The organism is Parasulfuritortus cantonensis, from assembly GCF_004337445.1.
GTDB lineage: Bacteria > Pseudomonadota > Gammaproteobacteria > Burkholderiales > Thiobacillaceae > Parasulfuritortus > Parasulfuritortus cantonensis.
The window spans coordinates 104,660-116,069 of record NZ_SJZB01000014.1; the positions used below are offsets into that span (position 1 = coordinate 104,660).

Consider the following 11,410-nt stretch of genomic DNA (forward strand, 5'->3'; position numbering starts at 1 on the left):
TCGCTCCTGATTACTTGTTGTCGCCGTCGGACTGTTCCAGGCGGCCGCGCTTGAGCGCGCTCACCGCCGCGTGCGCCGCCACCGCCGCGCCCACCACGCCGGCCGCCGTGGCGCCGACCTTGTCGGCGTTGGCCTCGATGCCGAACTGGTTGATGCCGGTCAGGCGGTCGTAGAACGAGCCCTTGTCCCAGAAGCCGTCCTCGGAGCAGCCGATGCAGCCGTGGCCGGACTGGATCGGGAAGGAGACGCCGTCGTTCCAGCGCGTGGTGGAACAGGCGTTGTAGGTGGTCGGCCCCTTGCAGCCCATCTTGTAGAGGCAGTAGCCCTTGCGCGCGGCCTCGTCGTCCCAGGCCTCGACGAACTGGCCGGCGTCGAAGTGCGGCCGCCGGTAGCACTTGTCGTGGATGCGCTGGCCGTAGAACATCTTCGGCCGGCCCTGGCGGTCCAGCTCGGGGATGCGGTCGAAGGTGAGCATGTAGGTGACCACCGCGGTCATCACCTCGGCGATGGGCGGGCAGCCGGGCACCTTGACGATCGGCTTGCCCGAGATGACCTTGTCGATCGGCGTGGCCCGGGTCGGATTCGGCTTGGCGGCCTGGACGCAGCCCCAGGAGGCGCAGGCGCCCCAGGCGATCACCGCCTTGGCGTCGGCGGCGGTCTCCTTGAGCACCTCGACGAAGGGCCGGCCGCCGTGGATGCAGAACATGCCGTCCTCGTTCAGGGGCGGGTTGCCCTCGACGGCGAGGATGTAGTTGCCTTTGTACTTGGCCTTGATCTCCGCGATGATGGCCTCGGCCTGGTGGCCGGCGGCGGCCATCAGGGTGTCGTCGTAGTCGAGCGACAGCATGGACAGGACGACGTCCTTGGCGAGCGGATGGGCGGAGCGGATGAAGGATTCCGAGCAGCAGGTGCATTCCAGGCCGTGCAGCCAGATCACCGGCGTGCGCGGCTTGGTCTCCATGGCGTTGGCGATGCGCCCGACGTAGGACGGGCCGAGGCCCAGGGATGCCGCCGTCAGGCTGCAGAACTTGATGAAGCTGCGGCGGGTGATGCCCTGCCGGCGCATCACCTCGTAAAAGGTTTCCGTCATGTCTCTCCTCCTGACGCTCGGTCGAATGGGTGGAGAGGTCACAACAAGTTCCGTGCCAGCCCGGACGTTTATTTTTTATTCATATAAATCAATATTTTCGAAACCTCCGGACGGATCGCGCCGCAAAAAAGAAAAAGTTATTTTCTTTTTATCGGCCGCCAAAATAGGAAATTGGCTTGCCATTTATCCGGGCGGACCGGCCGGCGACATCCTGCCGTCATCCCCGCGCCGCGACCGGCCGCGCCAGCGCCGGTTCGTGGCCGACCGCCTGCCCTTCCTGGACCTCCCGGAACAGCACCTTGACGCCGGCGACCAGGCGGTCCGAGGCCTGGGCATAGACTGAGCCGTGGGCGAGCATGCGCGCGGCGGTCCGGAAGTCGCCCCGGTTGATCAGGTCGGCGACCCGGCCGGCCTCGGCATGGAAGGCCCGGTGCAGGGCGGCGCAGTCCTCGTGGCTGGCCGGCGGGCGACGGCGGCCGTGGCCCAGGCAGCCGAGCCACTTCCCGAACGGGCAGCATTGGTCGGAAGCGATCTCCTCGACGTTCAGGCGCAGGCGCTGGGCCATCGCGCGCTGGAAGCGGACCTTCCATTCCCGGTGCGCGTGGATGACCTCCTTCGCGCTCAATACCAGCGCCCGCTCGGCCGGCCGGGCCGCCTCGGCGCCGGCGGCGGCGGCGCCGCCGGAGGCCGCCTCGCGGGCGTCCCATTCCGCCTTGATGGCGAGGAGGCGGGGCAGGATCGCGGTGAAATGGGCGATCAGGGCCGGGTCGAAGTGGTTGCCGGCGCCCTGCTTCATGTGGGCGATGACCTGCGCCATGGGCCAGGGCTCCTTGTAGGGGCGCCGCATGGTCAGGGCGTCGAACACGTCGGCGATCGCCACGATGCGCGCCGACTCCGGGATGGCGCTGCCGGCGAGGCCGTCCGGGTAGCCGCTGCCATCCCATTTCTCGTGGTGGCGCAGCGCCACCTCGGCCGCCAGCCGGAATACCGGGGCGTCGCTGCCGCGGAGGATCTCGTAGCCGATGCGGGCGTGGGTCTTCATGACCTGCCATTCGTCGGCGTCCAGCTTGCCCGGCTTCCGCAGGATGCTGCCCGGGATGCCCATCTTGCCGGTGTCGTGCATCGGGGCCGCCAGCTCCAGGTTGTGGCAGTCGTCGTGGTGCCAGCCGGCGGCGAGCGCCAGTTCGCGGGCGTAGGCCGCCATGCGCCAGATGTGCACGCCGGTGTCGTTGTCGTTGAAGTGGCCGGCGCGGCCGAGCATGTAGATCGCGTCGCGATAGCTGCGTTCCAGGTCGCTGGCCCGCACCAGCGACAGGTGGGTGCGCACCCGGGCCCGTACCACCTGGGGCGAGACCGGCTTGACGATGTAGTCCACCGCCCCGCATTCGAAGCCGGTCGCCTCGTCCCAGGTCTCCGACAGGCTGGTGACGAAGATCACCGGGATGGCCTCGGTGGCCGGGTCGGCCTTGAGCGCGAGACAGGCGTCGTAGCCGTCCATCTCGGGCATCTGGATGTCCATCAGGATCAGGGACGGCTTGTGCTTGGCCACGGCGGCGAGCGCCTCCCGGCCGTTGCGGGCGACGACCAGGCGGTGGTCCTGCTCCAGGATGTGGCGCAACGCGTCCAGGTTGAGCGGTTCGTCGTCGACGATCAGGATCGGGGCGTTCGACATGGCATGACCTCCATTTCCAGCTTGGCTGCGCCGAGCAGGCGGCGGGCCTCCGTCTCGGCGGCGCGATAGTCGTAGTTCGCCACCAGCGTGCGCAGGCGGCGCAGCGACTCGCCCGGCAGCAGGGCGGCCAGGGTGTCCAGGACCCGCTCGACCCGTGCGGCGTCGTCGCCGTCGAGGGCCTCCAGCAACGCCGCCAGGGCCGGCGCCGAGGCCTCCGGCGCCGCCGCCCGGGACAGCCCGGCGGGCGCCGGGACCGGGGCGCCGGCGTAGTCGGCGATTGCCGCCATGGCGTCCGCCAGTGCCACCCGCAGGCGCGCCAGCCCGGCCGCCGCCGGCTCGCCGGCGCTCAGCCGGCGCTCCAGGTCCGCGGCGGCGTCGGCGACCACGCCGATGCCCAGCTGGCCGGCCGCGCCGCGCAGCCGGTGCGCCGCCGCCGCCGCGTCGGCGCCTTCCAGGCCGGCCAGTTGCCGTGCCGCATCGGCGTAGCCATCGGCGAACTTGCGCAGGTAGCGCCGGTAGGCCTCGGCGTCCTTCCAGACCTTGAGGGCCCGGTCGAGGTCGAGGACGGCGGCGGCGCCGGGCGGTTCCTCGGCCGTCGGCTCCGGCGCCACCGCCGCGCCGGCCCGGCCGTTCCGGCTCAGCTTGCGGACCACGCCGACCAGTTCGTCGACGTCGAACGGCTTGGCGACGAAGTCGTCGACGCCGGCCGCGAAGGCCGCGTCGCGCTGGCTCCTGAACGCCCCCGCCGTCAGCGCGACCACGGGCAGGTCCGCCAGGTCGGCCGTCGCGCGAATCCGCCGGGTCGCCTCGTAGCCGTCCATGACCGGCATCTGGACGTCCATGAGGACGACGTCGAAATGGTCCCGGCGGCCGTTCAGGACGGCCAGCGCCGCCTGGCCGTCCTCGGCCAGTTCGACCGTGGCACCCTCGTCCGCCAGGATGCGCTGCGCCACCTCGCGGTTGATGTCGCTGTCGTCCACCACCAGCACGCGCAGGCCGGCCAGGCGCCGGGTCGTGCCCTGGTCGCGGGCGGGCTGGCCGACGTCGCGCAGGCGGCCGCGCTGGTTCTTGGCCTCCAGGACCGCGTTGTACAGGCTCGATGCGGTGACCGGCTTGGACAACACGACGTCGACGGCGTCGGCGCCGGGCTGCCCGGCCAGGAGGTCGCGGTCGAACGCCGTCACCATGACGATGATGGGCGCGTCGCCGTGCTCGAAGCGGGCGCGTATGCGGCTGGCGGCGGCGAGGCCGTCGAGGCCCGGCATGCGCCAGTCCAGGAGCAGGACGTCGTAGGGGTGGGCGCCGGACTGGCTCGTCAACTCGACGGCCCCGTCGCCGTCGGGCACGGCGTCGGCGTGCCAGCCCAGGCTGGCCGCCGTCTCGGCCAGGACCGCGCGCGCGGTCGCCTGGTCGTCGGCGATCAGCAGGCGCTGGTGCAGCATCTCGGGCATGGCGTTGTGGGCCGGGTCGCTGAACTCGAAGGGCAGCTCGAAACTGAACGCGCTGCCCTTGCCGGGCTCGCTGGCGACCCGCAGGGTGCCGCCCATCAGCTCGACCAGGCGGCGGCTGATGGTCAGCCCCAGGCCGGTGCCGCCGAAGCTGCGCGTGGTCGAGTTGTTGGCCTGTGTGAAGGCGCTGAAGATGGCCTCCTGCTTGTCCGGCGGGATGCCGATGCCGGTGTCGCGGACGCTGAACCGGAGGCGGACGCCGTCGGCGTCCGAGGTGACCAGTTCGGTCGCCATCACCACCTCGCCCTCATCGGTGAACTTGATGGCGTTGCCGGCCAGGTTGATCAGCACCTGGCCCAGGCGCAGCGGGTCACCGCGCAGGAAGTCGGCACCGAGCGGGACGGGCGCCACCACCGCCTCGATGGCCTTGCTGCCGACCGCGGAGGACATGATGCTGGCGAGGTTGTCGAGGACGTCGGAGAGGCGGAACGGCACCTGCTCGATGACCAGGCGCTGGGCCTCGATCTTGGAGAAGTCCAGGATGTCGTTGATGATGCCGAGCAGCGACCGCCCGGCGCCGTGGATCTTCTGCACCATGTCGCGCGAAACCGGCGTCAGCTCCTGTTTTTCGAGCAGGTAGCAAAGACCGAGGACCGCATTCATCGGCGTCCGGATCTCATGGCTCATGTTGGCGAGGAACTCGGACTTGGCCTGGTTGGCGCGCTCCGCCACCCCCATGGCCCGGTGCAGCTCGGCGGTGCGTTCGGCGACCTGGGCCTCCAGGGTGGCGTTCAGTTCCAGGATGCGGGCCTCCGCCGCCTTGGCCCCGGTGACGTCGCGGTTGATGCCGACCATGCGCACCGGGCGGCCGTCCGGGCCCCGTTCGAGGATGGCCGCGGCCTGGATGTAGCGGACGCTGCCGTCGTCCCGGATGACCCGAAAGGTCGGATCGTAGACGCCGACGCCGTCGAGGTGCTGGTGCAGCTTGCGCTCCGCCATGGCGACATCGTCGGGATGGACGTGGTCGCGCCAGAAGTCGTAGTGCAGACCGCTGTCGCGCAGCGAGGCGGGGGCGCGGTAGAGCTCGAACATGCGCTCGTCCCAGTCCAGGCGGTTGTCGGCCAGGTGCCAGACCCAGATGCCCAGGCCGGCGGCGTCGACGGCCAGCTTGAGGCGCTCGACGGTGGCCTGCAGGCGATGCTCGAGCCCTCGGCGCACCGAGATGTCCGTGATCGAGGCCAGGATCAGCGGCCCGTCCGGCGTTTCGACCGGGTTGAGGCCGATCTCGACCGGCACTTCGCTGCCGTCCTTGCGCAGGCCGAACAGTTCCCGGCCCGCCCCCATGGCGCGGGCGCTGGCGTGGCCGACGAAGGCCTCGACGTGGCCGGCGTGGGCGGCGCGGTAGCGGTCCGGGATGAGCCGGGCCAGCGGCAGGCCGAGCAGTTCCGCGCCGGTGTAGCCGAACAGCTCCTCGGCCTTGCGGTTGGCCAGGGTGATGAGCTGGCCGGCGTCGACCATCAGCATGGCCGTGGGCGCCGCCTCCACGGCGAGGTGGAAGCGTGCCTCGCTGCGCTTCTGCTCGGTGATGTCGCGCACCGTCTTGGCGGCGCCGACGACCCGGCCGCCCTCGTCGCGCAGGGGCGATACGGTGATCGAAACGTCGATCAGGCGGCCATCGCTGCGCCGGCGACGGGTGGTGAAGTGCGGTACGGTTTCGCCGTTGCCGACCCGGGCCAGGATGTCGGCCTCCTCGGCGTACAGTTCCGCTGGAACGGTCAGCTCGGTCAGGGTGTGGCCGATCGCCTGCTCGGCCCGATAGCCGAATATCTTCTCCGCCGCCCGGTTCCAGCTGGTGACCACCCCGGCCAGGGTCTTGCCGATGATGGCGTCGTTGGAACTGGCCACGATGGCCGCCAGGCGGCCCTGGTCGAGCAGGGCCTGGCGGCGCCGTTCCCGGCTGGCCAGGAAGCCGTAGGCCAGGATGGCCACCAGAGCGGCCGCCGCCACCACTTCCAGGGCCGCGCGGTCGGGGTCGGCCAGGTTGAGGCCGGCGACGAAGCCGGGCTGCGCCTTGACCTCGACCAGCCAGTCGCGCCCGTACAGGGAGACCGGGAGGCGCTTGGCGAGGCCGTCCGCGGCGGCGCCGTCGGCCCCGGCCGAGGCATAGAAGCGGTCCGGCGCCGCCTTGCGGTCGGCATCGTGGAGGGCCAGGGCGACGGTGCCGCCGCCGAGGTCGAAATCGGCCAACACGTCGTCGATCACCAGGGGCGTGTAGGCCAGGCCGTAGGCCGCCCGGGCGCGCCGCTCCGGCGTATCGAGGGCCATGCCCGACCGGTAGATCGGCAGCAGGAACAGAAAACCGCGTTTAGGCTTGCCGCTGGCCTGGACCAGGGTGATGGGCCGGGTCAGGACCGGCGTCCCCGTCCGCATGGCCGTGGCGGCGGCCTGCAGGCGATTGGCTTCGGAGGCGATGTCGAGGCCGACCGCCTGGCGGTTGTTGGCCTCCGGCTCGATGTACTGGATGACCAGGCGGTCGCCGCCGTGGGGCGCCAGTTCCCGGATGGCGAAGTCGGGCTTGCCGTCGGCGCGCGCCCGGCGCAGGAAGGCCGCCTCCTGGCCGGGCGCCACCCGGCGGATGAAGCCGAAGCCGCGCGAGCCGGGGAATTCCCGGTCCAGTTCGCGGGACCGGCTGTAGGCCAGGAAACGCGCCTGGGTGATGCCCTCCGGACCCGCGCTGATGACGGCGCCGCGCGCCCCGCGCAGGCCGTATTCGTAGGTCTGCAGGCGTTGCCCCAGTTGGCCGGCGATGCGTTGGGCCAGGCCGTCGAAGCGGGCCGCCTTTTCGGTCTGCTGCGCCTGCACGATGCCGCCGCGCAACCAGAGGGCGAACAGGCAGCCCAGCCCGAGGACGGCGGCAGCCGGGACCAGGGGGCGCAGGGGCGCTTTCACGACCTGGCCTCCCGGTCCGCCGGGAAGGCGCGCAACTGGCCGACCATGCGCTGCAGCCGGGCCTGGCTCGCCGGCGCGGCCAGCAGGCCGAGGTAGCGCAGGCCGAGATTGAGGCAGGCCGTCTCGAGCTGGTCGATGTCGCTGTCGGCGCCGTGGAAGGCCACGGCCGGCGCCGGCTTCAGGGCGGCCACGCCGTGGAGCAGGCCCAGGCAGTCCGGCAGGCCGACGGGCAGGCCGCACAACAGCAGTTGCGGCGCCTGGGCCGCGCACAGGTCCAACGCGTCCTCCAGGTCGGCCGTCGCGCAGACCGGCGCCACGCCCAGTTCCCGCAGGCGTGCCGCCAGCTGGGCCCGCACGCCGTCGTCGCGTTCGACCACCACCACCCGGATCGCTTGCATATCCCGCTCCCCCGGCCGGCCCGCCGCCCGGTTTGGGCGGACGCGGCAGACGGCCTGACGTTACGGTTTCAAGGCTAGCGTCGCGGCCCGCTCGCCGGTATCAGGGAATCCGCGGGATCGACTTCGAAATACCTGAGCCGCGCTGCGCTCAGAGCTGGGTGATGCCGTTCCGGATGGCGTAGCGGACCAGGGCCGGCAGGTCGCCCAGGCCGAGGCGCTCCATGATCTGGGCCCGGTAGGTCTCCACCGTCTTCACGCTCAGGTCCAGCTCGTAGGCGATCTCCTTGACGCTGGCCCCCTCGGCCAGGCGCTTGAGCACCACCTGCTGCCTGGGCGTCAGCTCCGCCTCCCGGCCGGCGGCCGGCGCGGCCGCCTTGCCGAGGACGTGCGGCGAGATCACCGCGGACAGCCAGACGTTGCCGGACAGGACGGTCCTGAGCGCCAGTTCCAGTTCGGTCGGGGTGGCATCCTTGAGCAGATAGCCGAGGGCGCCGAGTTCGAGGGCGCGCCGCACGTGTTCCTCGTTGGCATGCATGGACAGCATCAGCACCTTGGTGTCCGGCAATGCGGCCCGCAGGCGGGCCAGGCAGTCCAGCCCCGACAGGCGCGGCATCTGGATGTCCAGGAGGATCAGGTCGGGGCGCAGGGCCAGGGCCTGCTCCAGCGCCTCCTGGCCGTCCCCCGCCTCGGCAACCACCTCGTAGCCCGGGATCTCCCGGATCAGCATGGCCAGGCCGGCCCGGACCAGCTTGTGGTCGTCCGCAATCGCGATGCACACCGTCATGACGCCCTGCTCCCCCGTCTTTAACCATCCTTGCCAAGGGGAATAACGGCAGTTATCCGGCAGCCTTTACCCGGGCTGGACCGGACCTCGAACTCGCCGCCCAGGCCGTGCACGCGCTCGCGCATGCCGCGCAGGCCGAGATGATCCGAATTCGGCCCGCCGGGCGGCGCCGCCGAGGGGTCGAAGCCGACCCCGTCGTCGCTGACCGACAGGCTGAGGGCGTCCGCGCTACGGGTCAGGACGACCGCCGCGGTCGCCGCACTGGCGTGCCGCACGGCGTTGGTGAGGGCTTCCTGGACGACCCGGAAGCAGGTCATCTCCACCGGCCCCGGCAGGCGCTCCAGGCCGAGGTTCTCGGACAGGCTGACCGCCATCATGGCGTGGCTGCGCAGCAGCTCCAGGTGCCCGCGCACGGCGGCGGCCAGGCCGAGGTCGTCGAGCTGCGGCGGGCGCAGCTGGTGCACGATGCGACGGACCGTCTTCATCAGCTCGGCGGTGATCTGGCGCGCGTTCTGCAAGGGCTCGGCGGCCTCCGGGCCGGCCTGCCGGCGCCGGACCATCTCCAGGTTGATGTTCAGCGCCGCCAGCATCTGGCCGACCTCGTCGTGCAGTTCCAGGCTGAGCCGGCGGCGCTCCTCCTCCACCTTGTTGCGCTCCGCCTCGGCGTGGCGCTCCTCGCTGGCGCGCAGGCGCTCGTCCATGAGCTTGCGCTCGGTGATGTCCTCGGCCATGCCGGCGATCCGGCAGATGCGGCCGGCCGGATCGCGCACGCCGTAGCCGTGCGCCTTGATCCAGCGCTCGCTGCCGTCGGGCCGCACCACCCGGTACTCGGGCAGGTCGATCTCGCTCTGGTCGCCGGCCTTCTTCGCGGCCAGGTAGGCCGACACCCGGGCCCGGTCGTCGGCCCGCACGGCGGCCAGCCAGGCCCCGGCGTCGAGGTACAGCGAGGCCCGGTCGCGCCCCCAGACCGTCTCGTAGGCCGGGCTGACGTAGTGGACGGTGCGCCAGTCCGGCGACACCAGCCAGAACACCTCGTTGATGTGTTCGGCCAGTTCGCGCAGGTTGCGCTCGCTCGCCCGCAGTTCCGACTCGGTATCGGCCAGCCGGGCGGCCAGCCGGTCGGTCAGCTGGTTGTTCAGGCGCAGCACCTCGCGTTCCGATGCCCGCAGCTTGGTGACGTCCGCGATGCTGACGACGGTGTAGCGACGGGCGCCGACCCGCATGGGGCCGAGGCCGATCTCGACCGGGAATTCGCTGCCGTCCTTGCGCCGGCCGAACAGCTCCCGCGACGCGCCCATCGCGCGCGGCCGGGTCTCTTCGGCGAACCGGGCGCGCAGGCCGGCGTGCTGCCGGCGCAGATGCTCCGGCATGAGCCGTTCCACCGCCTGCCCGACCAGCTCGGCTTCGGCATAGCCGAACACCTCGGCGACGCGGCCGTTGGCGCGCACGATGCGGCCGTCCTCCGCGACCACCAGCACGGCCTCGGCGATGGCTTCGACGATATCGTCGAACTGGGGCTGGCGCTCCGGGATCTGCCACTGCACGCGCACCGAGACGCGGCCCAGCTCGGGATGGTCGAGGCGATAGATGCGGGCGTCGACCCAGAACTCGGTGCCGTCCTTGCGCCGGCTCCTGAGCTCGCCCTGCCAGGTCGCCTGGCCGGCCTGGGCCGCCGTGTCCTGCTCGCTGCAACCGGGGTGGAGGCGGTCGAGCGGCAGGCCGACCAGTTCGCCGGCCGGGTAGCCGAACATGGCGTCCCAGGCCGGATTGGCGTAGCGGATGAGGCCGGCCGCGTCGACCAGCGCCACGGCGTTGAGCAGGCGCCCGGCGACCTCGGTGAACGGGATGGCGGCCACCCCGGCCGTCGCCGGGCCGGTATCGGCCGCGCTACCGCTGCTCCTGGACCCGTTCATCGCTAGGCTCCCTTCACGGAACGGCCGCCGGGCGGCCCCGGCCGGTCAGGCCTGTTTCTTGCCGCTCAACAGCTTGTACACCTTCTCGGCGGCGTCCTTCTCCTCGCTGACGAAGTGGTCGCGCAGGTAGATCGGACCGGTGAACTTCGGGAAGGCGCCCTTGGTCACCTGCCGGAAGCCCATCACGTTCTCCCAGGTCACGGCGCCCGGCATGGCGATCTCCTGCTCGCCGAAGATGGTCGTCCATTGGTGCTTGGCCTGGTCCGGCACGACGTAGCCGCCGTCGATCCGGGTCACGTAGACCCAGCCCGCGGTGCTGCTGTTCGAGGCGTAGCCCTTGGCCACGGTGACCGCCCGGGTGGTGGAGATGAAGCCCTTCATGGCCTCTTCCGCCAGCATCCGGCCGAGGTGGAATTGCTCCAGGTCGACCATCATGCGCCAGGTGCCGTAGTGCCAGACCGCCTGTTTCATGGTCTGGTCGGGGATCGACTTCTGGATGGCATCGCGGAACTGCGGCCAGGTGATGTCCATCCCCGCGCGGTCCTTCAACCAGCGGCTGAACTGCTTGTAGACGACGTTCTCGACGTACCAGTCGTCCGTGCGCGTGATGGGCGGCTTGAAGCCGCCCGCGTTCTTGATCGCCAGCGGGTCGCGCTTGTCGCCCCGGAAGGTGAACGCGCGCACCCGGTCGAAGCCCTTGTGCAGCGCCCAGTCGGTCGCGAAGGTGCTCTTCAGGTGGGTGGCGCCGCTGGCCACCTGGCTGTTGTGGAAGCCTTGGTCGGCCTTGGCGATGATGGCCGGCGTGTTGATCTTCTGGTAGCCCGGGGCCGGCTGCTTGACCGCTACGCCCTGGCGGTGCCCGCCCATCTGCACGCCGCTCCGGCTCGCCCCGGCCGCTGGGCTGGCCGCCGTCCAGGCGTGGTCGAGCATCTTCTGCATGGCCGGCGGCAGCGGCAGCATGGGCAGCTTGGACTTGCTGTTGATGTAACCGAGCGTGCCGCCGCTCCAGCTCATGTTGCCCTCCTGCTCCTCGCCGGCGTATTTGCCTTCCGGATCGTACTCGCCGAATTCGATGTAGCGGTGCACGCCCTGGGTAAGTTTCTTCTTGAAGCTCATTTGTCGTTGCCCTCTTCTCTGCTGATCGTCGTCGTTATGT

General features: G+C 71.0%; 7 protein-coding genes. All 7 read right to left on the reverse strand.

What is annotated here, in order from left to right:
• Nucleotides 1-10: 10 nt before the first annotated feature.
• The 7 genes from EZJ19_RS04295 to EZJ19_RS04325 all read right to left on the reverse strand — a co-directional run bounded on the left by EZJ19_RS04295 (nucleotide 11) and on the right by EZJ19_RS04325 (nucleotide 11,370).
• Nucleotides 11-1,090: a hydrogenase small subunit gene (locus EZJ19_RS04295; protein WP_131445065.1), complete on the reverse strand. Its 1,080-nt coding sequence runs from the start codon at nucleotides 1,088-1,090 to the stop codon at nucleotides 11-13.
• Nucleotides 1,091-1,307: 217 nt separating this feature from the next.
• Nucleotides 1,308-2,762, reverse strand: a complete 1,455-nt coding sequence (locus EZJ19_RS04300) for an HD domain-containing phosphohydrolase (RefSeq protein ID WP_131445066.1) — start codon at nucleotides 2,760-2,762, stop codon at nucleotides 1,308-1,310.
• Complete coding sequence (locus EZJ19_RS04305) at nucleotides 2,741-7,159, reverse strand: PAS domain S-box protein (protein ID WP_131445067.1); 4,419 nt, start codon at nucleotides 7,157-7,159, stop codon at nucleotides 2,741-2,743. The genes EZJ19_RS04300 and EZJ19_RS04305 overlap by 22 nt, the downstream gene beginning before the upstream one ends.
• Nucleotides 7,156-7,557 (reverse strand): ANTAR domain-containing protein, encoded by a 402-nt coding sequence (locus tag EZJ19_RS04310; RefSeq protein ID WP_131445068.1) that lies wholly within the window; start codon nucleotides 7,555-7,557, stop codon nucleotides 7,156-7,158. The genes EZJ19_RS04305 and EZJ19_RS04310 overlap by 4 nt, the downstream gene beginning before the upstream one ends.
• Nucleotides 7,558-7,705: 148 nt before the next feature.
• Complete coding sequence (locus EZJ19_RS04315; RefSeq protein WP_131445069.1) at nucleotides 7,706-8,341, reverse strand: response regulator transcription factor; 636 nt, start codon at nucleotides 8,339-8,341, stop codon at nucleotides 7,706-7,708.
• Nucleotides 8,342-8,361: 20 nt separating this feature from the next.
• Entirely contained in the window at nucleotides 8,362-10,254 is a 1,893-nt protein-coding gene (locus EZJ19_RS04320; RefSeq protein ID WP_131445070.1) for a PAS domain-containing sensor histidine kinase, read from the reverse strand.
• A 45-nt stretch (nucleotides 10,255-10,299) separates the two neighbouring features.
• Nucleotides 10,300-11,370, reverse strand: coding sequence for a scabin-related ADP-ribosyltransferase (locus tag EZJ19_RS04325; protein WP_131445071.1), 1,071 nt, complete (start codon nucleotides 11,368-11,370; stop codon nucleotides 10,300-10,302).
• Nucleotides 11,371-11,410 lie beyond the last annotated feature (40 nt).

Excerpts from the sequence above, each read along its gene's own strand:
- EZJ19_RS04295 (WP_131445065.1), bottom strand. The coding sequence starts at position 1,090 with ATGACGGAAACCTTTTACGAGGTGATGCGCCGGCAGGGCATCACCCGC.
- EZJ19_RS04300 (WP_131445066.1), bottom strand. The coding sequence starts at position 2,762 with ATGTCGAACGCCCCGATCCTGATCGTCGACGACGAACCGCTCAACCTG.
- EZJ19_RS04310 (WP_131445068.1), bottom strand. The coding sequence starts at position 7,557 with ATGCAAGCGATCCGGGTGGTGGTGGTCGAACGCGACGACGGCGTGCGG.
- EZJ19_RS04315 (WP_131445069.1), bottom strand. The coding sequence starts at position 8,341 with ATGACGGTGTGCATCGCGATTGCGGACGACCACAAGCTGGTCCGGGCC.
- EZJ19_RS04320 (WP_131445070.1), bottom strand. The coding sequence starts at position 10,254 with ATGAACGGGTCCAGGAGCAGCGGTAGCGCGGCCGATACCGGCCCGGCG.
- EZJ19_RS04325 (WP_131445071.1), bottom strand. The coding sequence starts at position 11,370 with ATGAGCTTCAAGAAGAAACTTACCCAGGGCGTGCACCGCTACATCGAA.